Origin of the sequence: Acinetobacter sp. FDAARGOS_724, from assembly GCF_013364475.1 — a bacterium.
GTDB classification, from domain to species: Bacteria; Pseudomonadota; Gammaproteobacteria; order Pseudomonadales; family Moraxellaceae; genus Acinetobacter; species Acinetobacter variabilis.
Genome location: NZ_CP054908.1, coordinates 73,334 through 95,469 on the forward strand (window position 1 = coordinate 73,334; position 22,136 = coordinate 95,469).

25 protein-coding genes are annotated in these 22,136 nt (G+C 43.9%); 14 read left to right on the top strand and 11 right to left on the bottom strand.

Annotated elements, in window-relative coordinates:
* Positions 1–75: 75 nt before the first annotated feature.
* The 4 genes from FOC32_RS01590 to rsfS all read left to right on the top strand — a co-directional run bounded on the left by FOC32_RS01590 (position 76) and on the right by rsfS (position 3,079).
* On the top strand, positions 76–864 hold the full coding sequence (locus tag FOC32_RS01590; protein WP_175966047.1) for a crotonase/enoyl-CoA hydratase family protein: 789 nt from the start codon (positions 76–78) through the stop codon (positions 862–864).
* A 36-nt stretch (positions 865–900) separates the two neighbouring features.
* On the top strand, positions 901–1,767 hold the full coding sequence (locus FOC32_RS01595) for an NAD(P)-dependent oxidoreductase (protein ID WP_175966049.1): 867 nt from the start codon (positions 901–903) through the stop codon (positions 1,765–1,767).
* A gap of 40 nt (positions 1,768–1,807) precedes the next feature.
* On the top strand, positions 1,808–2,596 hold the full coding sequence (locus FOC32_RS01600) for a hydroxypyruvate isomerase family protein (RefSeq protein WP_175966051.1): 789 nt from the start codon (positions 1,808–1,810) through the stop codon (positions 2,594–2,596).
* Positions 2,597–2,677: 81 nt separating this feature from the next.
* The gene (rsfS, locus tag FOC32_RS01605; RefSeq protein WP_004783634.1) at positions 2,678–3,079 is read left to right on the top strand and encodes a ribosome silencing factor; all 402 of its coding nucleotides are present in this window, start codon (positions 2,678–2,680) and stop codon (positions 3,077–3,079) included.
* A gap of 319 nt (positions 3,080–3,398) precedes the next feature.
* On the opposite strand, the gene FOC32_RS01610 is transcribed toward rsfS, so the two are convergent.
* Genes FOC32_RS01610 through FOC32_RS01620 form a run of 3 tightly spaced genes read right to left on the bottom strand, consistent with a single transcriptional unit; the run spans position 3,399 to position 6,310 of the window.
* Positions 3,399–4,844, bottom strand: a complete 1,446-nt coding sequence (locus tag FOC32_RS01610) for an NAD(P)(+) transhydrogenase (Re/Si-specific) subunit beta (RefSeq protein WP_005233873.1) — start codon at positions 4,842–4,844, stop codon at positions 3,399–3,401.
* A 3-nt stretch (positions 4,845–4,847) separates the two neighbouring features.
* Complete coding sequence (locus FOC32_RS01615; RefSeq protein WP_004783638.1) at positions 4,848–5,171, bottom strand: proton-translocating transhydrogenase family protein; 324 nt, start codon at positions 5,169–5,171, stop codon at positions 4,848–4,850.
* A gap of 11 nt (positions 5,172–5,182) precedes the next feature.
* Positions 5,183–6,310: a Re/Si-specific NAD(P)(+) transhydrogenase subunit alpha gene (locus tag FOC32_RS01620; RefSeq protein WP_175966053.1), complete on the bottom strand. Its 1,128-nt coding sequence runs from the start codon at positions 6,308–6,310 to the stop codon at positions 5,183–5,185.
* Between the two features lie 968 nt (positions 6,311–7,278).
* Between FOC32_RS01620 and FOC32_RS01625 the strand changes: the two genes are divergently transcribed.
* Positions 7,279–8,466: an MFS transporter gene (locus tag FOC32_RS01625; protein WP_104425734.1), complete on the top strand. Its 1,188-nt coding sequence runs from the start codon at positions 7,279–7,281 to the stop codon at positions 8,464–8,466.
* Positions 8,467–8,472: 6 nt separating this feature from the next.
* Here FOC32_RS01625 and FOC32_RS01630 read toward each other — a convergent pair whose 3' ends face one another.
* Positions 8,473–9,117, bottom strand: a complete 645-nt coding sequence (locus FOC32_RS01630) for a HEPN domain-containing protein (RefSeq protein ID WP_175966055.1) — start codon at positions 9,115–9,117, stop codon at positions 8,473–8,475.
* 295 nt (positions 9,118–9,412) lie between these two features.
* Here FOC32_RS01630 and dusA point away from each other — a divergent pair, with 295 nt between their 5' ends.
* Positions 9,413–10,435 carry a tRNA dihydrouridine(20/20a) synthase DusA gene (gene dusA / locus FOC32_RS01635; RefSeq protein WP_175966057.1) on the top strand — a complete coding sequence of 341 codons (1,023 nt, stop codon included), beginning with the start codon at positions 9,413–9,415 and terminating at the stop codon, positions 10,433–10,435.
* 49 nt (positions 10,436–10,484) lie between these two features.
* On the opposite strand, the gene FOC32_RS01640 is transcribed toward dusA, so the two are convergent.
* A complete protein-coding gene (locus FOC32_RS01640) occupies positions 10,485–10,997 on the bottom strand; it encodes a hypothetical protein (protein WP_175966059.1) in 513 nt (170 codons plus the stop codon).
* A gap of 222 nt (positions 10,998–11,219) precedes the next feature.
* Positions 11,220–12,494, bottom strand: a complete 1,275-nt coding sequence (gene coaBC / locus FOC32_RS01645) for a bifunctional phosphopantothenoylcysteine decarboxylase/phosphopantothenate--cysteine ligase CoaBC (RefSeq protein WP_175966061.1) — start codon at positions 12,492–12,494, stop codon at positions 11,220–11,222.
* 113 nt (positions 12,495–12,607) lie between these two features.
* Here coaBC and radC point away from each other — a divergent pair, with 113 nt between their 5' ends.
* Complete coding sequence (radC, locus tag FOC32_RS01650; RefSeq protein ID WP_175966063.1) at positions 12,608–13,303, top strand: RadC family protein; 696 nt, start codon at positions 12,608–12,610, stop codon at positions 13,301–13,303.
* 72 nt (positions 13,304–13,375) lie between these two features.
* Positions 13,376–14,287 carry a bestrophin family protein gene (locus FOC32_RS01655; RefSeq protein WP_004783652.1) on the top strand — a complete coding sequence of 304 codons (912 nt, stop codon included), beginning with the start codon at positions 13,376–13,378 and terminating at the stop codon, positions 14,285–14,287.
* Between the two features lie 78 nt (positions 14,288–14,365).
* On the opposite strand, the gene FOC32_RS01660 is transcribed toward FOC32_RS01655, so the two are convergent.
* Positions 14,366–15,217, bottom strand: a complete 852-nt coding sequence (locus FOC32_RS01660; RefSeq protein WP_175966065.1) for a PHP domain-containing protein — start codon at positions 15,215–15,217, stop codon at positions 14,366–14,368.
* Between the two features lie 44 nt (positions 15,218–15,261).
* Between FOC32_RS01660 and FOC32_RS01665 the strand changes: the two genes are divergently transcribed.
* Genes FOC32_RS01665 through mnmC form a run of 4 tightly spaced genes read left to right on the top strand, consistent with a single transcriptional unit; the run spans position 15,262 to position 18,675 of the window.
* Positions 15,262–15,873: a septation protein IspZ gene (locus tag FOC32_RS01665; RefSeq protein WP_005233839.1), complete on the top strand. Its 612-nt coding sequence runs from the start codon at positions 15,262–15,264 to the stop codon at positions 15,871–15,873.
* Between the two features lie 28 nt (positions 15,874–15,901).
* Positions 15,902–16,204 (top strand): YciI family protein, encoded by a 303-nt coding sequence (locus tag FOC32_RS01670; RefSeq protein ID WP_175966067.1) that lies wholly within the window; start codon positions 15,902–15,904, stop codon positions 16,202–16,204.
* 5 nt (positions 16,205–16,209) lie between these two features.
* Positions 16,210–16,728, top strand: coding sequence for a hypothetical protein (locus FOC32_RS01675; RefSeq protein WP_175966069.1), 519 nt, complete (start codon positions 16,210–16,212; stop codon positions 16,726–16,728).
* Positions 16,729–16,767: 39 nt separating this feature from the next.
* Entirely contained in the window at positions 16,768–18,675 is a 1,908-nt protein-coding gene (gene mnmC, locus FOC32_RS01680) for an FAD-dependent 5-carboxymethylaminomethyl-2-thiouridine(34) oxidoreductase MnmC (RefSeq protein ID WP_175966071.1), read from the top strand.
* A gap of 148 nt (positions 18,676–18,823) precedes the next feature.
* On the opposite strand, the gene FOC32_RS01685 is transcribed toward mnmC, so the two are convergent.
* Positions 18,824–19,138, bottom strand: coding sequence for a rhodanese-like domain-containing protein (locus FOC32_RS01685; protein ID WP_005233835.1), 315 nt, complete (start codon positions 19,136–19,138; stop codon positions 18,824–18,826).
* Positions 19,139–19,229: 91 nt separating this feature from the next.
* Here FOC32_RS01685 and FOC32_RS01690 point away from each other — a divergent pair, with 91 nt between their 5' ends.
* Positions 19,230–19,718 (top strand): YajQ family cyclic di-GMP-binding protein, encoded by a 489-nt coding sequence (locus FOC32_RS01690; RefSeq protein WP_004783667.1) that lies wholly within the window; start codon positions 19,230–19,232, stop codon positions 19,716–19,718.
* Positions 19,719–19,745: 27 nt separating this feature from the next.
* The gene (locus FOC32_RS01695) at positions 19,746–20,249 is read left to right on the top strand and encodes a DUF4442 domain-containing protein (protein ID WP_175966073.1); all 504 of its coding nucleotides are present in this window, start codon (positions 19,746–19,748) and stop codon (positions 20,247–20,249) included.
* A 57-nt stretch (positions 20,250–20,306) separates the two neighbouring features.
* Here the strand turns inward: FOC32_RS01695 and FOC32_RS01700 are convergent, their stop codons facing one another.
* From FOC32_RS01700 to FOC32_RS01710, 3 genes are all read right to left on the bottom strand, one after another.
* Positions 20,307–20,678, bottom strand: coding sequence for an acyl-CoA thioesterase (locus tag FOC32_RS01700; RefSeq protein ID WP_171523022.1), 372 nt, complete (start codon positions 20,676–20,678; stop codon positions 20,307–20,309).
* A 75-nt stretch (positions 20,679–20,753) separates the two neighbouring features.
* Positions 20,754–21,188, bottom strand: coding sequence for a thioredoxin TrxC (trxC, locus tag FOC32_RS01705; RefSeq protein WP_175966075.1), 435 nt, complete (start codon positions 21,186–21,188; stop codon positions 20,754–20,756).
* Complete coding sequence (locus tag FOC32_RS01710; protein ID WP_175966076.1) at positions 21,189–22,085, bottom strand: alpha/beta hydrolase; 897 nt, start codon at positions 22,083–22,085, stop codon at positions 21,189–21,191. It lies immediately after the preceding gene.
* Positions 22,086–22,136: the final 51 nt, after the last annotated feature.

A 22,136-nucleotide genomic window follows, 5' to 3' on the forward strand; every position in this document is an offset into this window, starting at 1 on the left:
TGTATGACTGCACTGTCATGCAAGCACAGATTGCTCATGCTATGCTCGCTTACAGAAAAATTAAGGATGAATATCATGTCATTTGTACGCTTTGAAAAAAATAATGGAATTGCCACGGTTACTCTCAGCCGTCCAGATAAACGTAATGCCATGAGCTTTGCCCTGCTGCGTGAACTGGTGCAGATTGCGAACCGGATTAAAAAAGACAAGTCGGTGCGGTGTGTCATTTTAACCGGTGAAGCGCAGGTCTTTAGTGCCGGCATTGACTTGGCCGATTTAAATAATCCTAAAAATCGGGCCTATGCGGCCTGGGAACTGATTCGTCCTGGACAGAGCTTATTTCAGAAAGCTTTTCTGGTCTGGCAGGAACTGCCTGTACCCGTCATTGCAGCCATTGAAGGTTTCTGCTTTGGTGCAGGTATGCAACTTGCGTTGGCCGCGGATATCCGAATCGCCCATCCTGCGACCAAAATGTCAATTATGGAAACTCGTTGGGGTCTAGTACCAGATATGGGGCTAACGCGTTCTCTCAAAGGTCTGATCGGGATTGATTTGGCCAAAGAGCTGACTTTAACCGCACGTATTTTTGAAGGTGCCTATGCCAAAGAAATTGGTCTGATCACCCATGTCGATGAGCAGCCATTAGCAAAAGCACAGGCTTTGGCTGAAGAAATGTTACAACGCTCTCCAGATGCCTTGATGGCCTCTAAATTTGTGCTGGATGCGATGGAACACAAACCCAACAAGTCACTGCGTATGGAAAAAATCTGGCAGCTTAAACTGTTACTCGGTAAAAACAGCCAACTGGCACGTAAAAAGGATAAAGATCCGGACGTGCAGTTTGTGCCACGTCAATATCGATAATTATGGCTGAAGCAAAATCAAAAGATGAGAGATAAAATGCAATTCGATCGTGATAGCAAAATTGCCTTTTTAGGTATGGGACTCATGGGCAGTCGTATGGCAACCCGCTTGCTGAAAGCTGGTTGCCAAGTTGCAGTCTGGAACCGCACGGCCAGTGCCTGCGATCCTTTGCTTGCACTGGGAGCCACTCCGCTATCTCTAGATCAAATTGCAAATTATCCGGTTATTCTGACTTGTCTGGCAGATGATGCTGCGGTGCAATCGGTCTTTAAGCAGATTCAGCCCTATCTGGTGGCTGGTCAGATCATTGTCGATTTTTCCAGTCTTTCCGTACATCAAACTAAAACTCTGGCTGAACAGGCCCAAGCTAAACAAGCCATCTGGATTGACTCTCCTGTGTCTGGCGGTACTGCAGGTGCAGAACAAGGCAAGCTAGTGATCTTCGCTGGCGGTGATGCAGAAATCATTACCGCACTTGATCCCATCTATAAGGTGCTTTCACAACGTGTTACTCGCATGGGTGATACTGGAACCGGTCAGGCGACTAAAATCTGTAACCAGCTGATTGTGGCAGCCAACAGCACCTTGACTGCTGAAGCAGTGGCTTTGGCCGATCGTGCCGGTGTAGATACTGCCCTGCTTGCACCAGCATTAGCCGGTGGTTTTGCTGACTCCAAGCCTTTTCAGATTCTGGCCCCGCGTATGGCCAGCCAGACGTTTGAACCCGTGCAATGGAAAGTGCAGACATTGTCTAAAGACCTGAACAATGCTGTGCAACTGGCAGCTACTTTATCTTTGGATATTCCTGTGGCCAGCCAAGCCCTGTCTCAACTCAAAACCCATCAGCAAGACGGATTTGCTGAAGCCGATCTAGCCACTGTTATCAAGCACGTAGACCGCTAATATTACATTTCAATATTCTGCCTTGAGCAAGGAAAAGCCCATGACCAAACTCGCCGTTAACCTCTCCATGATTTTTACGGAAGTACCGCTGATAGAACGTTTTGCCTTGGCTCATGCGCACGGTTTTAAACATGTGGAAATCCAGTTCCCCTATGAACTGAGTATTGAACAGATTCAGCAGCAGCTTCAGTTGCATGATCTGGATATCTGCCTGATTAATGCGCCTGCCGGCGATCTGATGCAAGGTGGACACGGTCTGGCCGGTATCCCTGGACAGGAAATCGAGTTTCGTCATGCCGTAGAGCAAGCCATTCAATATGCGACTGCTCTGAATGTGCCGAGTGTCAATATTCTGGCCGGCAAACAGCCACTGGATTGTGACCTGCTTCCTTGCCTGAACACCTTGGCGAGTAATCTGAAAATTGCCTGCTCCATGCTCTCTGATTATCAGATTCAGCCAGTCTTTGAAATGATCAACGGTCAAGACATGCCACGTTTCCTGATTCAGAATGTGGCTCAAGCTCAGGAGATGCTGGAAGCTGTCAATCATTCTGCCTTGAAAATGCAATATGACTGTTATCACATGGCCATGATGGGTGAAGATGTGCTTGAAGCTTTAAAAGAAAATATTGCTGAGATTGGTCATATCCAGTTTGCAGACTGCCCGGGGCGTCATCAACCAAATACGGCTTCCATTCCATATTATGAGATTTTTCAATGGCTAGAGAATAGCCAATACAATGGTTATGTCGCAGCAGAATATAAACCTCTGGGGACTTCGGAAGAATCCTTTGGCTGGAAAGAACAGTTCTTCCCGGAGTATGACTAAAGCGACGGAAGGTGCATTTGAAATTTTGGGCTAAAACCGCTATATTAGATCATGCATAATTGTTAGGAAATTATACTCCCTATGAATTTAGAACCATCGCCCAGCGCTTCTAATTCTCACGATCACACTATGAATTCTCATGCACAAGCAGTAAACGCATGCTTGAAAGTTGTACATGCAGCCCTTGAAGATGTAAAGGCTAAAGAAGTTGTTCAGCTTGATGTTGCTAGCATCAGTAACGTGGCAGATGCCATGGTGATTGCAAGCGGTACATCAACCCGTCATATCAAATCACTTGCGGATAATGTTGCTGAAGAAGCACGTAAAGCAGGTTTCCGTCCGCTTGGTATCGAAGGCGAACGTGATGCAGAATGGATCCTGATTGATCTAGGTTTTGTTGTAGTGCACTGCATGCTGCCTACAGCGCGTAAATTCTATGACCTAGAAAGCCTATGGCGCAATCCTGCAGATTCTGTAGCATAAATATCGAATATTCAAAAAAAGCGACCTAGGTAGGTCGCTTTTTTTATATTGTTTAACTTGAATCGAAAAAGAAATTTATAGAGCAGTAACTTTAATAAATTCGCTTTTTTGAGGTTTTAATCAGTCAGTCTAATTTTTAAACGTTTTGTTGCAATTTTTATCCAGACCACTTTTCTAAAAATAAAACACCGTAGCTAATTTTATTTTGTAACTCTTTCCGATTCAGTTTTTATATAGGAGGGAGAATTTATCTATAATTTAAATGGAAAAATCCCCCTTTTGAAAGGGGGATTTTAGATGATCCAGTGAATGGAAAGTCTTAGTGACCTGTACCATTAATCGCTTTGGTCATATCTTCCACAACTTTCTTCGCATCACCGAAAATCATCATGGTCTTGTCGTTATAGAATAGGTCATTGTCCAGACCTGCATAACCGGTCGCCATAGAACGCTTGATGACCATAATGGTACGCGCCTTATGAGCTTCCAGAATTGGCATGCCGTAGATCGGTGAGTTCGGATCGTCTTTTGCAGCCGGGTTTACCACGTCGTTTGCACCAATGACCAGTACTACGTCAGTTGCCGGGAAGTCCGAGTTGATCTCGTCCATTTCCAGAATGTCTTCATAAGGAACGTCAGCTTCTGCAAGCAATACGTTCATATGACCTGGCATACGACCAGCAACCGGGTGAATCGCAAAACGTACAGTCACGCCCTGCTCTTTCAGCAAGTTTGCCAGCTCTTTTACTGCGTTTTGTGCACGGCCTTGTGCCATACCATAACCCGGTACAATTACAACGCTGTCTGCATTTGACATTAAGAAGCCAGCATCATCCGCAGAACCTGAACGGTAATTACGTTGCACTTGTGCACCCGCAGCTGCTGTCGGCGCAGCTGCACCCCCCATTGCACCACCAAACAATACGTTGATGATTGAACGGTTCATCGCTTTACACATGATGTAAGACAGAATCGCACCTGAAGAACCAACCAGCGAACCTGCAACAATCAGCATGTTGTTTTCGAGTGTGAAACCAATCCCTGCTGCTGCCCAGCCTGAGAATGAGTTCAATAGCGAAACCACAACCGGCATATCGCCACCGCCTACTGGTGCAATCCATACCCAGCCAAATGCCAGTGCAAGACCAGTCATCGCCCAGAAAGATGTCATGCTACCTGTCAGGAAGAAGTGAATCCCTGCTGCCAGCATTGCGACAAAGATCAATGCCTGAACCGGTTTTACCCAGCCACCTGAAATGGTTTTTGCCCATTTCTTTGCAGCCAGCTTACCGTATGCAAATACAGAAGCAGTAAAGGTAATCGCCCCCACAAAACAGCCCACAAACAGTTCAAACAGGTGAACCTTGCTCATTTCATGGAAAGTCACACCATTTGCAGCTAACAGGTCCGGACCCAATTCAACCAGCTTGTTGTTATGGATAATTGCTGCAACTGCAATCAATACTGCAGCCAGACCCACCAGTGAGTGCATAAGTGCCACAGTTTCTGGCATCTGGGTCATTGGTACAGTACGTGCACGCGCAATACCCACCACTGCACCCGCCGCCATGGCTGCAAGAATCATCCAGACTACTGGATTTTCAGCGACAAAGAATGTGGTGACTACAGCAATCGCCATGGCAATCATACCGTAGCGGTTACCTGCAATTGCAGTTTTAGGACCAGACAAACCACGTAGCGTTAAGATAAAAAGAACGGCGCCAATCAGGTAGAACCAATCCGCATACTCTCGAATAAATTCCATGGTTTAACCCTCTTTTTTCTTTTGCTTAGGTTTGAACATTTCCAGCATACGTGCAGTCACGGCAAAGCCACCGAAAATATTAATGCTCGCCAGAAATACTGCGATTGCCCCCAGTACACTCACCACGTTAATGGTCTGGAAATCCACGCTGCCTTCAACGCCCACCATTGGCAAGCCAACAGTTTGAATCATTGCGCCCACGATAATGATCGAAGACAAGGCATTGGTCACCGCCATCAATGGCGTATGTAGTGCTGGTGTTACCCCCCAAACCACGTAGTAACCCACGAAGATGGCCAGGACGAAAATCGTAATTGTTTCAACCATGAGTCTGCTCCTTAACCACGTTTTAACAGCACTTGGCCGCCGTGAGTGACAAGTAGGGCTTTTTGAATTTCATCTTCCTGATTCAGGACAAAGTTCTTGTCTGCATCAAAAAGTGTTTCAACAAAGTTATAGACGTTACGTGCATATAGCGCTGACGCTTCAGTCGACACCGTTGATGGAATATTCGGAACACCCAGAATCTTCACACCATTTTCAGTCACAACAGTTTCGCCGCACTTAGAACCTTCCACGTTACCGCCTGATTCCACTGCCATATCCAGAATGACTGAGCCTGGCTTCATCTTGGCTACAGTTTCAGCGCGGATTAAACGCGGTGCATCACGACCTGGTAACAATGCAGTGGTAATCACGATATCGGCATTCGATACCGCTTTATCGACAATCGCTGCCTGATCCTTGATGTACTGTTCACCTGGCATCCAGCCATAACCGTTTTTAGCTGCTTCATCAGCACGTGCCCGCTCTTCAGGAGACATTGGCACGTCTAGCCATTTACCGCCTAAAGACTCAACCTGATCTTTGGCAGTCGGACGAAGGTCAGTTGCTTCTACGACTGCACCTAGGCGTTTCGCTGTTGCAATTGCTTGAAGGCCTGCTACCCCGACCCCCATGATCACGACACGAGCCGGTTTCACCGTACCTGCCGCTGTCATCAGCATTGGGAACATGCGCTGATATTCAGCAGCAGCTAAAAGCACTGATTTATAACCTGCAAGGTTCGCTTGAGAAGACAATACGTCCATGTTTTGCGCACGTGACAGCGTACGTGGCAAAAGCTCAAGAGCAAATGCAGACACATTCTGTGCCGCGAACTGGTCAAGCTCGGTATTGCGGTATGGGTCAAACATCGCTACAACCGTGGTGTTGGCTGACAGCTTTTGAATTTCCTCACCTTTCGGTGCACGAACTTTCAAAACTATCTGGCTACCGGTGTAGGCATCATCCGTAATTTTGGCACCAACTTGCTCATAGGCACTGTCGATGTAAGCAGCTTTAACACCTGCTCCACGTTCGATCACCACACTATGACCAGCGCTGATCAATTTCTTTACTGTCTCAGGCGTCGCAGCGACGCGATTTTCACCGACGACAGTTTCGGCTGGAATTCCAATCTGCATGAGCGTCCCTCAAGCTAATTTTTTCTTAAGTAAACACCGTGATTTACAGTGCTTCCCCTCAGGATGTGTTTTTGTTGAATTTTTGGATTCTAATTAAACTTCTAGAAATTACTACCTATTATTTATTTAATAAATACCCATATTTTGAACTGATGATTCATAAAAATGATGCTGTCATATACCATTTATTAGTTCAGCCTGATTATTTTGATTTGCTGAATTTATAAACGATATTCATTCTCTTGAACGATGACTGTTTTCCTGGTTATTTTTTATTAGATTACTTTTTGTTTTATTTTGTTACATTGATCATTCTGACAGATATTTCATTTTTTCTACTCAGCAAATCTTTATTTCAAATGAACTGATAAAGCCTAAATTAAGGCACTTTTCTAGGTCAGTTTTCTGTTTTTGACCTTTTTGACAAATTTAATCCACTTTGAACTATTCATTTTTAAGACCTAAAAATACTGTTTTCCTATAACTTTTTCATTTTTCACTCATAAAAAATATGAATTGATGATGAAAAAATTGATTGGGGATTCCCTTATTTGACTTATTCAGCTCAAGTCTTAAGACTTACCTGAAATAAGAGAAAAAAATATTCTGCAACATTTATTATATTAATACTCAGTTCACTGTCAGATTTACAAATTCTTCATTTTGCACCAATTTTGGGCAATCATTGATTCAGATTGATCTCTGTCACTTGGTCTTAAATAAGATGACTTAATACAAAGCGCTTCCAAGTCCATTTTCTCAAGTGAAAAAGTTAAATTTCTAGCGAATTTTCATCTCTTATCAATCCAGAAAAGTACTTTTTTGTGGCATTTCTCTTCTATGAGTTCGAGCACTTTGCACTATTTTTCTACTTTTATCCTGACGGGTTTTCGCCTATAGTGCCTGCAACTTATGCATCATCTTTGATGTGCTTTATAAAAATTCTCCCTGAGCTTAAGGTACTTGCCATGACTCCTCCTCTCGATATCAGTCAAAATAAATCCCTGTTATGGCTGATGGCGATCGCATGTGGTTTATGTGCAGGTGCAAACTATTATTGCCAACCGCTTATCTCCTCGATTCAGCAATATTACCAGGTACAAGAATCCCAAGTGGCGCTGACCGTGACCTTTGCGCAGGTGTCTTATGCCTTGGGCCTGCTGTTTATTGTGCCTTTGGGAGACATGCTGAATAAGTCCAGACTCATTCCTTTTTTGATGTTTGGTGCCGCATTAGGCTTGCTGATCTGTGCCACAGCAGTCAACCTGCCGATGCTCTGGGTGGGCACTATTATTGCCGGGCTATTTTCTGTTGCTGCCCAGATTCTGATTCCATTAGCTACGATGGCTGTCCGACCTGAAAAAACCGGAGAAGTGGTCGGTTTTCTTATGAGTGGCTTATTAGTCGGTATCTTATTGTCGACCAGTATTGCCGGACTTCTTTCAGACCTGTTTCACTGGAAAACAATTTATGCGCTCAGCAGTATGGCACTGCTGGTTTTGGGCTTTTACTTAAAAGGACAATTGCCTAGCATGCCGCGTATGCGTATCAGCTATGCAGCAATTTTTAAATCCATGGGTATGCTACTGCGTGAGGAACCGCGACTGGGCTTACGCTCCCTGATTGGTGCATGTGCATTTGCAGCCATGAGCATGCTGTTTTCAACCATTGCCCTGCTGCTGACCCAGAAACCTTTTCATCTTTCTGATGTGATGGTGGGCCTAGTAACACTAGTTGGTGTTTTTGGTGCGCTATCGACTCAGGTTATTGGCAAATGGGCGGATCGTGGCTATATCAAGATCCTGACCTGGATTGGCTGTTCAATTTTGGCAGGAAGCTGGCTATTTTTATATTTTGGTGGCGTGTCCCTGCTCAGTTATATTCTAGGCTATGCCCTGATTAACTTAGGCCTGGCGATTACTCATAGCTGTAATCAGAACGTGATTTTCCGCTTGCGCCCGGATGCCAAATCACGCCTGAACTCTATTTACATGACGCTGTATTTTATTGGTGGTGCCTGTGGTTCTGCCTTGGGGGTTTATGCCTGGCATCATGGTGGCTGGAGCATGACCTGTCTGTTTGGACTTGGCTTGGCACTATGCGCCACCCTGTTTGCACTAATTGATCAATGGCAGCAGCATCGAGCAAAAGCTTAAACAAATTTAGCTGACTTGTACGACTGGGTAATAAGGTTTACCCGAATCCCAAGTCGCTGCATTTTCCAAAAGGATGCAGATAAAAGTGGGCAGTAACCCGGCCAGAACCCGACAGCTGTCTTGAAGTTGCTTGACGTTAAACGAGCTCTGATAAGTCACACCGCCCTGCATAAGCTGATAATGCAAGGTGGAAAAACGGTTAAAAATCACCAATAAAATTTCACTTAAATTTCGTTCCTGTACAGCCTTTTGTATTTTCTGCTTTTGCTGGTCTAATGCTTCACGGCAGCTTTCCAGACTGACTTTATGATGGCGATAATCCCAGAAACCTTGATCGGTATAAGGGCTATCCAGCAGTGCAGAAATTGGCTGGCTGTATTTTTCCCAGACAATATGCTGAAGTTTTCGTTCCACATCTTTTTGACAGAGGGTTTCCAGAAATTGATGCAGGCTTTGTTGATCCTGACGAACCTGTGTTTCTTGTGCATAAATGGAATTAAAACTAATCCACAGGCTAATAAATTTAAACTCTAATTCCTCATCCAGCTCTAATGCTTTTTTAAACCAGCTAAGTCCCCGTTGAATCCGTAAATTAAAATAGTCTGAATGCTGAGGTTTTTTGCTTTTATAAATCTCCTCCAACATGAGCATCGTTATTCTCCTTATTTATTTCGTTTTCTTTATCTTAATCTTAAATATCTCAAAATATAGCATTGCCGAATGACTGGGAGTTTATTTTTTCAATTTCCATAATTTCTCTTGTTAAATATCTTTATTGGAATGACAGTTATAGATCCTCATGCAGTTCAGCCTTTGATCATGCAAATTTTATGCTAGTATTACGCCCTCTTTTTACAGTACTGCTTTTTTTGAGCAGATTTCCAGCAATTCCTGCTCATTCTTGTACTACTATTACTCTTCCATTTCATTTAAGGCGTGATTTTGAATGACTGATCTCAGCACCATTGAAAACAAACTTCAACCTCGCATCAGTGTTGCGCCGATGATGGACTGGACCACCAAAGACTATCGTTTCTTTGCGCGCCTGTTTAATCCAAATGTCATTTTATATACCGAAATGGTGACTACGGGCGCCATCATTCATGGCGATGCCAAACGTCATCTGGACTTCAATCAAGAAGAACATCCGATTGTGTTACAGCTCGGCGGTTCCAATCCTCAAGATCTGGCAACTTGTACTAAAATGGCTCAGGACTGGGGTTACAATGAAGTTAACCTGAATGTCGGCTGTCCGAGTGACCGGGTACAAAATAATAAAATCGGTGCCTGCCTGATGGCCGAACCTGATCTGGTCGCGGAATGTATTGATGCAATGCGTAATGCCGTTGATATTCCGGTGAGTGTGAAACACCGCATTGGTATTGATGACATGCATTCTTATGAAGAAATGCTGCATTTTGTGGATACGGTCGCCAAAACCGGTTGCGATAATTTTATCGTGCACGCGCGAATTGCTTTACTCCAAGGTCTTTCACCTAAAGAAAACCGTGAAATCCCGCCACTGCGCTATGAAGATGTTTACCGTCTGAAGCAGGACCGTCCAAAACTGACCATTGAAATTAATGGCGGGATTAAAACCTACGCAGAAACGCTTGAACATCTCAAGCATGTCGATGGCGTGATGATTGGCCGCGAAGCCTATCACAACCCATACCTGTTAGCTGAGCTGGGTCAACTATGGAATCTCGAAGCACCAGACCGTTTTGAAATCATGCAACAAATGCTGCCTTACATTGCCCAACGTATGGCTGAAGATGCACCATTGTCGATTATTACCCGTCATATTTTAGGTTTATTTCAGAACTTGCCAGGTGCACGTAAATGGCGCCAGGCTTTAAGTGGCGGCAATGCCAAAACGCTAAAAGATGTAGAAACAGCATTATCGAATATTCAGGAAGCCATGCAGCGTACTGAAGATTATCTGCGTGAACATCAAGTTCAGCCTTAAAATCAAAAAGCACCGAGATCCGGTGCTTTTTGATGACCTAAAATAAAAATTAATGGGTATAGGCCGTAATATTTCCGACCGGAATCGGTTCTTCATCATAGGAAGCCGCTTGTAGGGCAGGTTCTGTAACTGGGCGGACATCTGGCCCTAACTCAATGCTGGTAGGTTCATTCACAGGTTCCAGATCATCGAGTGATGAAGCTAGCTGTTCAAGTTCACGATCCAGTTGCTGACGATATTTCTCAATCTCGATTTCATCGATAAAGGCAAAAGCATCATCTTCAATGGCCCAGCTATAACCACCATTCACCTTTGAAATTTTGACATTAATGGGATATTCATTGCCCTGATAATTCAGATGTGAAACTGCTTCAAACTCATTGCCTTTGCGATGGCGGATTTTTACATTTACCACAGTCAAACGATAATGCTGATAATTCGGATTGGCATTAAATTCTTGCTGCATTTGTCCTTGAATATTTTTGGCCAGTTCATCAATCGATACAAAATAGCTGCATCCAGCCAGACAGGCGATCATCAATATCATTATGATTTTTTTCATCCCGCCCCCTTGTGTTCTCTCACTGCTTTACAGATGTGTAAAACTTTTCATCTTTGGATTATTCTGTGATCCATTTTATACTTTTTTTAAATAAATGAATAAATAAATCCTTAGTATATAAAGTCGTTTTTATTTTTATGTTGTACTGGTTTTTTAACTTCATTGTAAAAAATTCTATAAAAAAGCCCTGAATCAGTCAGGGCTTTAACCGTCATTGAAAACTTAAAAATCATCTTCTGCAGCAGGATCATGGTGCAAGGCATCATGGATCGCTTCAACCAACTGCTGGGCAATTTCCTGTTTAGAGGCCTTGTCCAGATCACGCTTATCCAGATGATAGTGTTCGGCAAAGAATACCGTCATGGCATTTTCATCGGATGCAAAGCCAATATCCGCACGCGAAACATCATTGCAGGCAATCATATCCAGTTTTTTAGCCACCAGTTTGCCCGCTGCATATTCTTCAATATTTCGGGTTTCTGCAGCAAAGCCCACCATAAATGGACGTTTTTCCTGCTCTGCAATAGTCGCCACAATATCCGGATTCTTTATTAAAGCGACATTCAGTTCATCGCCTGCTTTCTTGATCTTATGCTCGGCTACCTGTGCGACCCGATAATCAGCTACTGCAGCGGTCGCAATGAAGATGTCACAGCCCTGCTCCAGCATTTGCATGCTTTCATTCAGCATTTGTACGGCAGAAGAAACATTTTTACGTTTGACGCCATTCGGTGTATCTAGGCTCACTGGACCAGCGATCAGGGTCACATTCGCTCCAGCTGCATAACAGGCTGCTGCCAATGCAAAACCCATTTTCCCGGTACTATGGTTGGAAATATAACGCACCGGGTCAATCGCTTCACGGGTCGGACCAGCTGTAATCGTGACTTGCTTACCCGCCAGCATGCCAAATTTTTCTGCAATCGCGCGCTGAGCTTTATGGAAATACTCTGTGACCTGACGTGCCAGATCTTCCGGTTCCGGCATACGTCCCAAGCCTACATCACCACAGGCTTGCGAACCGGCATCCGGCATAATCACATGTACGCCATCTTCAATCAAAGTCGCCAGATTACGCTGTGTCGCTTTGGCAGCCCACATCTGCTGGTTCATCGCTGGTGCTACCCAGACCGGTGCATTGGTAGCCAGATACAAAGTGCTGAGCAAATCATCTGCAAGACCTGCAGCAAATTTTGCCAGCGTGTCGCAACTGGCTGGCGCTACCAACAACAGATCAGCCCAACGTGCCAGCTCGATATGCCCCATGCCCGCTTCTGCTTCAGGATCCAGCAACTCGGTATGTACCGGATTGCCTGACAAAGCTTGAAAGGTCAAAGGAGTAATGAAAGCCTGTGCGCCTTGAGTCATGACAACTCGCACATTAAACCCGGCATCTTTCAGACGTCTAACCAAAATGGCACTTTTATAGGCAGCAATACCGCCAGTGACTGCTAAAATGATATTTTTATGAGGAATTACACTTAGATCAAAGCTCACGAACAGCTTACCTTTCTGTTGCAGTGGGGCTCACAATAGCATTAAATAATTGCATTCCCAAGAGATCAGCTTCAGGGAAAACTCATAATTCATAATAAATAAGTCTAATAACTATGCAATTTTCAATCAAAAACTGGCCTGAACTGGAACGGCCGCGGGAACGTTTAATTCAATTTGGGGCAGAAAGTTTATCTGATGCGGAACTGCTGGCCATTTTTCTCCGATCTGGTTCACAACAGCATTCAGCCGTAGAATTAGCCCGGCTACTGATTCAACATTTTGGCCATTTAACTGCTTTACTCGATGCACCCTTACAGGAAGTCAGCCAGTTTCATGGCATGGGTATTAGCAAATATACTCAACTGATGGCGGTTAAAGAATTAGGACGGCGTTATATTGCCGAGCATCTTAAACAGGATGCCTTAGAACTAAGTAATTCAAAAAGACTGCGGGATTACTTACGTTTCGAATTATTGGGTGAAAATCAGGAAGTGTTCGCGGTCCTGTGCCTGGACGCCAGTTTAAGGAAAATTGCATTTAAAAAGCTGTTTTATGGCTCTGTGAATGCATGTGATATTTCAATTAATCAGTTGCTCAGATATGCCATTACCCAACAGGCAACTTCAATTGTGATTGCGCATAATCACCCCTTGGGTCAAGCCACTCCTTCTAAGGCTGACCTGTATCTGACCCGCCAGATTCAACAGGCATGTCGACTGGTCGATATCCGTTTAATTGATCATTGTATTATTGCTCTGGAAGGCAGTTTTTCCTTTGCTGAGCAGCAACTCATCAAACCTGAAGCCTAAGGGGGAATAGCACTTGACAAAGCAGCTACAACTCAAGAAGATCATGAAAAAAAATTGTGATGATTCCAATAAATGATCGTACGTGACCAGCAGAACGTTTTTAAATTATTATTTTCCTGGCGAGGAACGATTTTACCTAAGGTTTTACCTCCTTTAGGCGTGGTCATGCTGATTTCAGCTATTATTGGTGGTTTTTCACGTGTAGGTTACTTTCATTTTCCAGAACTCCCTCTCGTTGGCTTTACCCTCATCGGCGTAGTACTGTCTATCTTTCTCGGATTTAAAAATACTGCCTGTTACGACCGTTGGTGGGAAGCACGTAAACTCTGGGGTATTCTGATTGCCAATGCACGTCATTTTGACCGTGACTGCCGGATGTTGTCCCAAGGTCGTCGTGAACGTGTGATTCAGCATGTCATCGTTTTCGCAAATGTCCTGCGTGACCGTTTACGCCATCAGACAGCCAATCCGACTGAGCTGGTGGAAACCAGTGGAATGAGCCAGCAGGCGATTACCCAGCTTTATCAACAGGCCAATGCCCCGCAATATACTTTAAGTCTGATCCAGTGGGAGCTGATGCAGGCTCTCAAAGAAGGTGAAATCTCTGACATCATTTATATGCAGATGAATAATCATGTCGCAGAACTCAGTATTGTGCAGACGGGTTGTGACCGGATTGCGACGACTCCTTTACCTTTTGCTTATTCAGTTCTGTTGAATCGTACTGTTTATTTCTTCTGTTTTATTCTCCCGTTTAGCCTTGGTGCAACCTTAGGTTTATTCACCCCTTTTCTGGTCGGCATTCTCGCTTATACCTTCCTAGGACTGGATGCTTTAAGCTCAGAAATTGAAGAGCCTTTTGGTACACAAAGCAATGACTTACCACTTGATTCTATGGTTCGTACTATTGAAATTGAACTCTTGGGAACTTTAGGTAAACCGACACCACCACCGATTCAGGCTCAAGATAATAATTTGCTTTAATAGGTTACCTCTCCTATTCAAAGAGAGAATTCCTTCACGTTGGAATGGGTAGCAGTATTGCGACTACTGCTTAACGCATTAAACAAAACTCTCCCAGATCCCGATCTGCCCTGGTTTTAGGCTTGGGACTTGGCCCAGTTTAACCCAAGGCATATTGTCGCCATGAAAATCACTGCCAATTGAAACTTTAAGTCCTTGCTCTGCAATCATCCGGTCAACCATCTGACGGGTTGAACTTGGATCAATGGCGGGTGGTAACTCCACCGCATCTCCGCCAAACTTGGCGAAGATCTCGATCAGATAGCGAATATTGGTCGCTGATAAGTCATAACGGGTCGGATGTGCCAGCACGGCAAAGCCACCGCTGTCATGAATCACCTGAATGGTTTCTTCCAGACCCAGACCATCAAATTTGACATAAGCCTTTTTACCTTCCTTGATGTACTTATCAAAGGCCTGCTGTGGACGGGTCACAATACCTTTTTCTACCAGCGTTTTGGCAATATGCGTTCGGGTAACCCGATCAGGAATATTGTCAACTTTGGCAATCACGTCAGCATAAATATCCTGGCCTATTAAAGGAACCAGAAGATCACAGATCTGTTTAGAGCGTTCGGCACGAATGATCTTCTGCTGATTGAGGGCTTTTTGTAACGGCTCAGGATTCTGAACATTGAGTGCCACAATATGTACGCCATAATTTTTCTTGGTCGCTGGACGTGACCACTGGCTGGAAATCTCGACTCCAGAAATTATCTTAATCTCATGATTTTTGGCAGCTTCTTCAGCCAGCACCAAACCGTCCATGGTGTCATGATCAGTGAGGGCCAAAGTATGGATAAGTTTGTCCACAGCCGCTTCGACCAATTGCTGAGGACTCAAAGTTCCATCAGAAATATTACTATGTGTATGTAAATCTACGCCGTGCATCTCTATACTATGACATTTATTTGATCAGATTTAGATACTCTAACATGAAAGCACTTTTAGACTTTGTGCCACTCATTATTTTCTTTTATTTATATAAAACTGTAGATCCAAAAGACACTGACCATCAACTTTTGCAATTGATCGGTTCTGCGGGGGGTGTCGACAATAACAATATTCTCGTTGCAACTACGGGTCTGATCATTTCCATGCTAGTGGTTTATGGTGCGTTATTTGTCATGCAAAAATTCCGCCTGGACAAACAGCAATGGATCGTTCTGTTTATGACGGTGATCTTCGGTGGTATTACCCTGATGCTCAGCGACGATTTCTATATCCGTCTTAAAGCTGTATTACTGAATCTGGTCTTTGCCGGCGTCTTCCTATTATCGCCATGGTTTAGCAAAGATAAGAAGCCTCTCATCCAGCGCCTGTTTGGCCCGGTATTTAATTTGAGCGCCAAAGGCTGGCTTAAATTGAACTATGCCTGGGTCGGTATGTTTACCCTTATGTCATTTCTGCATACATTCTTTGCTTATTTATGGATGGATGGAAAATATTGGGGCGAATTTACTGCATTCGGTGACATGATTGTGATGTTTTCCTTTATCATTATTCAGTTTATTGTATTGCGCAAATACTTTAGAACAGCTGAATAAGTCCAACTACAAACGATAGAGAGTCATCATGTCATTATTCGTCGTTAGCTGTACCGACCAGGAAGGTACAGTTGAAAAACGCCTTGCGATTCGTCCACAACATCTTGCACGTCTGGAACAGTTAGATACTGAAGGTCGTCTGATTGTTGCAGGTGCCATGCCTAAAGATCCAGCCAATCCTCAAGCCGGTTTCTATGGCAGTACCCTCATCGTTGATTTTGACAGTCGTGAAGCACTGGATGCATGGTTACAGGATGAGCCATTCCTGAAAGAAGGTGTATACGCGCATATTGATGTGAAACCATTTAACAAAGCATTTCCTAAAGGATAAGGTTCATGCGCGCTGTTACCGCCAGTTTCATTGGCTTTTGTTTCATGATTCCTTCTGCCTGGGCTGTTGAAGTTTCTGCTCCAGCTGCCCCGGCTACACAGCCAGCAGCTACTCTTGTTCAAGCTGTTACCACGCAAGCACCTGCTCAGGGCACTTCTGCACAGCAGGCTGGAATTATTCCAGCAGTTGCGACAACTGCTCAGACTGTTCAGCTGACTGAGAAAAAGCCGCTCACTGCAGAAGAAATTGCCAAGCAGAAAGCCCAGCAAGATGCCAAAGTCAAAGCTTTAGTCAAAGATCAGGCAACGCGTCTACAGCAACTGGAAAAAGCCAATCTGGAAGCCCTGTCACAAAATCAGGAATTGCAGCTCAAGAACGACAATCTCGGGGTGCAGGTACAGGTCCTGCAAAGTGAACGTAGTGCCCAGATGTTTCTCTACGGTGCTGCAACTTTGGCGGTCGGTGTATTACTTGGCTTTCTGATTGCAAGCTATGTTTATACTAAACGTCGCCGTCAGTGGTAATCTATAAGCTTTCCAAATATCTTTAAGGTTGTACCCGTTTTGTCGTATGCAATTCAAACTGCCGATCTGGATTGGCAATTAGTGGATGGCATTGATGTGCCTGTGTCCAAGCAATTTGGTGATGTGTATTTTTCCAAAGACAATGGATTGCTGGAAACCCGGCATGTCTTTTTAAATGGTAATGACCTTAGTACCCGCCTGGCCGATTTAAAACCTTTTGCATATTTCTGTGTCGGTGAAACGGGTTTTGGTACGGGTTTAAATATTCTGGCGTTATGGCAGCTGTGGCAACAGGTTCGTCCGAATAATCAAAGTCATCTGCATGCGATTTCAGTAGAAAAATTTCCGCTTTCTAAAGCAGATTTAATTCGCGCCTTAAATGCCTGGCCAGAATTGAAGCCACTAGCAGATCAACTCATCTCCCAATATCCAATGCCGATTGCCGGTTGTCATCGTCTCAGCTTTCCTGAAGAGCGTTTCAGTCTGGATCTGTGGCTGGGAGATGCACATGATGTCTTTCCTGTTATTGAAAAAACTGCACCAGTTAATGCCTGGTTTCTGGATGGCTTCGCACCATCATGTAATCCAGACATGTGGGAAGAAAATGTTTTAAATAACATTGTGCGTTTATCCGAGATCGGAACAACTTTTGCTTCTTTCAGTGTTGCGGGTGTCTTAAAGCGTGGTTTAAAACGACATGGAATCTCCATTTCCCGTCCACGTGGATTTGGCCATAAACGTGAGATGTTGAAAGCGATCTGGAATCCTGTTGAAGAAAATAAAGACAGTGAAACGGTTTTAGAACAGGAAAGTGCTCAGAAAAAAACTGAACCAAATCTAGAGAGGGGTACTAAACCTCGTCAAATCGCTGTGATTGGCGCTGGAATCGCAGGTTTAAGCGCAGCATGGGCATTCGCTCAGCGTGGTCATCAAATCACGATTTATGACCAGTCAGCGCCTCTTTCAGGCGGTTCCGGCAATCCCCTTGCCCTGCTTAATCCTAAACTATGTTCAGTTGAGGAAAGTGCTGAACATCTGATGACGGTGGCCTGGCAGCATGCCTTAAATCATTATCAGAAATTTAAAGCTTTTCGCTCAATTCAGGTCAATCAGCTTGCCTTAAAAAATTCTGAACAGCTTTTAGGATTGGTAGATGAATATCCCGCAGACATTCTTGCTGCTCAAAGTGCAACAGACCAAGAGATTCAAACTGAATTTCCAGCTTTAAAGTTGTTAGCAGCGGGCACAGTTTCACCTCATCAACTGCGTGATGAAATTTTGCAGCATCCTCTTATTCAATATGTACAGGCTAAAATTAACCATATTGAAACTACTACTCAACCTGAGTTATTTGCAGATCAACAATCCTTAGGCAAGTTTGATCACATCATTGTATGTACCGCACGTGATACCCAGCAATTCTTTAAAAATTATCCACTCCTGAAACCGATTCGTGGACAGGTTAGCTGGGTCAATAATCAAGATCAGCCCTTAAATCAAGATACAGCCTATAGTTATGGCGGTTACTGTATACAGCTCAATCCCGAACAACTGATTTTGGGTGCTTCATTCTATCCGGGTCGGGATGATGCAGAAGTCTTAATAGAAGATCATGTGTATAATTATAAACTTATCCACAGTGTCTTTCCTGAATATGCACAGTCATTACCACCTACCGAAACCTGGCAAGGTCGAGCAGCAGTACGTGCCCAGAGTCAGGATTATTTTCCTTTACTCGGAAAAATGAAAGCAGATGAAGAAATTTACAGTTTTGCAGGTCTCGGCTCCAAAGGTTTTCTATTTGCACCACTGTGTAGTGAAATTCTGGCAGCCCAAATTTTAGGGGAAGCCTGCCCCGCACCTTCGAACTTGGTAAAGAAACTCGACGTGACACGCTTTCAAAAGAAGGTAAAAGCCAAGAAGCCTTATTTTGAGCCTCAAGATTAAAGAGCCTTCCCTTTAATAAAGGGGGAGGAACACTGTTCCGCAAGGGAGAGATTTTAGAAAGAGTTTAACCCCCTCTTTAAAAAAAGGGGCTTTGAAGAAATCTAAACAACAAAAAAGCGCCCTTAGGCGCTTTTTTTCACAAGGTCAATTATGCGCCTTGTTCCAGTGGCATACCTGCATCACGAGCAGCACGAGTACCACCCATCAGGATGACATATTCACGTGAGCTGTCAAAACCTTCTAATTTTTCAGCTGCACGTGGAGCTTTACTCCCACCACCACATAAAATGTAAATCGGTTGATCCGCTGACACCTGAGTCAGGCTATCTGCTGAAAGATCGTTAATGGGCTGATTGACCGCCCCTTTCACGTGTGCTTCAGCATAAGCACTTGCATCTCGTACATCCCAGATTACGGCATTTTCTGGGAACTCAAATGTTGTAATTTCTTGTTTACGGATCATTGCGCACTCCTTTGATGTAAACAACACTTGGCAAATGAAGAAAACATCCCTAGCATCTCAGATATTCTTTCCCTTTGTAAAGGTCTAAACTATGCCTTCTTTCGATATTGTTTCTGAATTAGAAATTTTTGAAGTAAATCATGCAGTTCAAAATACCCAAAAAGAGATTGCAACCCGCTTCGATTTCCGTGGACAGGATGTTTCCATTGAACTGAATGAAAAAAACAAGGAAATCAAAATTAGCACAGAAAGTGATTTCCAATGTGAGCAAGTGTATACCATGCTGGAAAACCATTTCTTCAAGCGTAAAGTGGATATTCAGGCACTAGATCCACAAAAAATGACCGCTTCAGGCAAAAATGTAGTTCAAGTGATCAAGCTTAAAGATGGCCTTGACTCAGATACAGCAAAAAAAATTAATAAGGCCATTAAAGAAAGCGGTATTAAAGTGCAATCTTCTATTCAGGGCGACAAGATTCGTGTGACTGATAAAAAACGCGATACCTTGCAACAAGTGATGGCATTCCTGAAAGAACAACAATTCGGTCTGCCTTTACAGTTCAACAACTTTAAAGACTAAGATATCTCAACGTCTGTAGATAGAATTATGACAAAGAGCAACCGACTGACCAAACTGGTCAAAGCGACATCAAGATTACCGCAAGGTATGCGTACTGCTTTATTAAGTAAGACCTTTGGCCGAGTGGTTCCAATGGTTGGCTCTGCCAAGATTCGCTATCAGGAAATCAGTGCATCCAAAGTTGTGGTGAGTATGGTTAATCATAAAGCCATGCAGAACCATATCGGTCAGATTCATGCCTGTGCCATGGCACTATTGGCAGAAACAGCAACCGGCTTTGTGACTGCAATGAATGTACCTGACAGCGCAGTGGTTTTGATTAAAAGCCTAAAAGTGGACTTTAAGCGCCCAACCAAAGGTGGCATGACTGCAGTAGCTACCTTAACTCCTGAACAGCAAGAACTCATGCAGAGTTCAGAAAAAGGTGAAACACTGGTACAAGTAATCATAACTGATGAATCTGGTGAAGCACCGATTCAATGCGAGATGCTCTGGGCTTGGATTGCCAAGAATCAGTTGAAGCCAGCCTAATTTCAATACAGACAAAAAAATCCCAGATCAATGATCTGGGATTTTTTATTTAATGAATTATGAGTTCTGCTGAGATTCTGCAAATTTCTGTTTTGCTTCATCCGGAATTGGACGTTTATTGCCTTTGACATCCACTGCGACAAAGGTAAATACCCCTTCGGTCACGCGTACAGGTGCACGTGAGTTATCATGACTGTCCCATACTTCGATTTGCATCTGGATCGAGGTATTTCCGACTTTTAGAATTTTGGTATAGCAGCTAATGACATCGCCGACTTTCACAGGAACCAGGAAGGTCATCTGGTTAATCGAAATCGTTGCACAGCGTCCTTTACTAAAGCGCTCTGCATGAATTGCTCCCGCCAAGTCCATTTGTGAAACAATCCAGCCACCAAATACATCTCCACTCCAGTTGGTATCCGCAGGCATTGCAATCGTCTGCAGGGAAAGTACTCCCTCTGGTTTAATATGAGAATCTGTCACTTGAACTCCAGGCTTTTTAAATTAGGATTGAGCATTATTTAACTGCTGATCAAGCCACTTTTGTAGTTCGCTTGAACGTAATGCACCGCTTATTCTAGCAATTTCATTGGTTTTATTCATCAAAACCAGCGTCGGAATACTACGCACATTAAATGCTGAGCTTAATCGCGGATTGGCTTCGGTATCAATTTTAGCAAATACCACCCGTGGATTTTCTTTTGCTACAGCAGCAAAATACGGTGCCATCATTTTACATGGACCACACCAGTCTGCCCATAGATCAATCAGGATGGGAAGATCACTATGGGTGACAAACTGACTAAAGTTCTGTTCATTTAGCTCAATCGGCGCCAGTGGAACCAAAGCCTGATGACACTGACCACATGCTGGATCGGCCGTTAATTTTTCTTCAGGCACACGATTTTTAGCCTGGCAATTCGGGCATACAATGATCATCTAGCGCACTCCAATATGTTGATGTAAGAATTCTAATTGGGTCGAGACTGCTTTTTCAAACCATTCACCATGATAAATATCAAAATGCCGCATATTCCACTCATGATATTGTACAAATGGTGCAATATTGGTTGCGGTTTCCCGGCTAGCTTCAATGGGAATCAAGCTGTCTTGTTGTGCTGCGATAAACAGGACAGGAATAGTGATTTTGCGGACTTGCTGAATAGGACGATAACGCATTAATTTAAAGAATACCCGGGCTGGGATATGACCACTCCAGTAATAATCTGGATTCACAATGGATAAATATCCTTCGTAGCTATCTTGCGTCGGCATAAAACAAAGTTCATAACGATCAACCACCGGCAAGGTCTTGGGAGCCATTCCTACCTTTGCCCCCATATAATCCTGACTGGAAATCTTCAGGGCTTTAGGCAATTGCTGCAAAGGATAAAGTTTGGCACTTTCTGCACCATCAACAAAGGGTACCTGTACCATTACCGCCTGAATATTTTTTAGTTCTGCGGCCAATGTCAGTACATGCCCGCCACCCAATGCTGTTCCCCATAACACAATCCGTTTAGCATCAATGGATTTACGTGCCTGCAAATGCTGGATCATGGTACGCCAGTCTTCAAGCTGAGCACCGATCGACACCAATTCACGCGGACGCCCAGTACTGCCTCCCCAATAGCGATAATCAAACAGAACCACCGCATAACCTGCACTGGCAAAACGTTGGGCATATTGCACCAGTTTAAAATGACGTAAAGCCGCTAGGCCATGAGCCATCAGGATCACAGCTGGTTTGTCAATCTGTTGAGGACGATAGAAATCCGCAGCAATCACTTCCTGACCGCTTTTGACATACAGTGGTTCGACTGTATAGGCGTACATACGCGCTCCATTGCGTTATTTTATAGTTGTAATCGTTTATAAATTTTTCAG

What these genes read in the sequence shown, in the direction of transcription:
- FOC32_RS01615 (WP_004783638.1), bottom strand. Translation starts at nt 5,171, where the DNA reads ATGGTTGAAACAATTACGATTTTCGTCCTGGCCATCTTCGTGGGTTAC.
- trxC (WP_175966075.1), bottom strand. Translation starts at nt 21,188, where the DNA reads ATGATCATTGTATGCCCGAATTGCCAGGCTAAAAATCGTGTGCCTGAA.
- FOC32_RS01700 (WP_171523022.1), bottom strand. Translation starts at nt 20,678, where the DNA reads ATGCCTGCGGATACCAACTGGAGTGGAGATGTATTTGGTGGCTGGATT.
- FOC32_RS01590 (WP_175966047.1), top strand. Translation starts at nt 76, where the DNA reads ATGTCATTTGTACGCTTTGAAAAAAATAATGGAATTGCCACGGTTACT.
- FOC32_RS01690 (WP_004783667.1), top strand. Translation starts at nt 19,230, where the DNA reads ATGCCTTCTTTCGATATTGTTTCTGAATTAGAAATTTTTGAAGTAAAT.
- FOC32_RS01595 (WP_175966049.1), top strand. Translation starts at nt 901, where the DNA reads ATGCAATTCGATCGTGATAGCAAAATTGCCTTTTTAGGTATGGGACTC.
- FOC32_RS01685 (WP_005233835.1), bottom strand. Translation starts at nt 19,138, where the DNA reads ATGATCCGTAAACAAGAAATTACAACATTTGAGTTCCCAGAAAATGCC.
- radC (WP_175966063.1), top strand. Translation starts at nt 12,608, where the DNA reads ATGCAATTTTCAATCAAAAACTGGCCTGAACTGGAACGGCCGCGGGAA.
- FOC32_RS01625 (WP_104425734.1), top strand. Translation starts at nt 7,279, where the DNA reads ATGACTCCTCCTCTCGATATCAGTCAAAATAAATCCCTGTTATGGCTG.
- FOC32_RS01695 (WP_175966073.1), top strand. Translation starts at nt 19,746, where the DNA reads ATGACAAAGAGCAACCGACTGACCAAACTGGTCAAAGCGACATCAAGA.
- FOC32_RS01655 (WP_004783652.1), top strand. Translation starts at nt 13,376, where the DNA reads ATGATCGTACGTGACCAGCAGAACGTTTTTAAATTATTATTTTCCTGG.
- FOC32_RS01640 (WP_175966059.1), bottom strand. Translation starts at nt 10,997, where the DNA reads ATGAAAAAAATCATAATGATATTGATGATCGCCTGTCTGGCTGGATGC.
- rsfS (WP_004783634.1), top strand. Translation starts at nt 2,678, where the DNA reads ATGAATTTAGAACCATCGCCCAGCGCTTCTAATTCTCACGATCACACT.
- FOC32_RS01665 (WP_005233839.1), top strand. Translation starts at nt 15,262, where the DNA reads ATGAAAGCACTTTTAGACTTTGTGCCACTCATTATTTTCTTTTATTTA.
- FOC32_RS01630 (WP_175966055.1), bottom strand. Translation starts at nt 9,117, where the DNA reads ATGCTCATGTTGGAGGAGATTTATAAAAGCAAAAAACCTCAGCATTCA.
- FOC32_RS01610 (WP_005233873.1), bottom strand. Translation starts at nt 4,844, where the DNA reads ATGGAATTTATTCGAGAGTATGCGGATTGGTTCTACCTGATTGGCGCC.
- FOC32_RS01675 (WP_175966069.1), top strand. Translation starts at nt 16,210, where the DNA reads ATGCGCGCTGTTACCGCCAGTTTCATTGGCTTTTGTTTCATGATTCCT.
- FOC32_RS01620 (WP_175966053.1), bottom strand. Translation starts at nt 6,310, where the DNA reads ATGCAGATTGGAATTCCAGCCGAAACTGTCGTCGGTGAAAATCGCGTC.
- FOC32_RS01710 (WP_175966076.1), bottom strand. Translation starts at nt 22,085, where the DNA reads ATGTACGCCTATACAGTCGAACCACTGTATGTCAAAAGCGGTCAGGAA.
- FOC32_RS01670 (WP_175966067.1), top strand. Translation starts at nt 15,902, where the DNA reads ATGTCATTATTCGTCGTTAGCTGTACCGACCAGGAAGGTACAGTTGAA.
- FOC32_RS01660 (WP_175966065.1), bottom strand. Translation starts at nt 15,217, where the DNA reads ATGCACGGCGTAGATTTACATACACATAGTAATATTTCTGATGGAACT.
- FOC32_RS01600 (WP_175966051.1), top strand. Translation starts at nt 1,808, where the DNA reads ATGACCAAACTCGCCGTTAACCTCTCCATGATTTTTACGGAAGTACCG.
- dusA (WP_175966057.1), top strand. Translation starts at nt 9,413, where the DNA reads ATGACTGATCTCAGCACCATTGAAAACAAACTTCAACCTCGCATCAGT.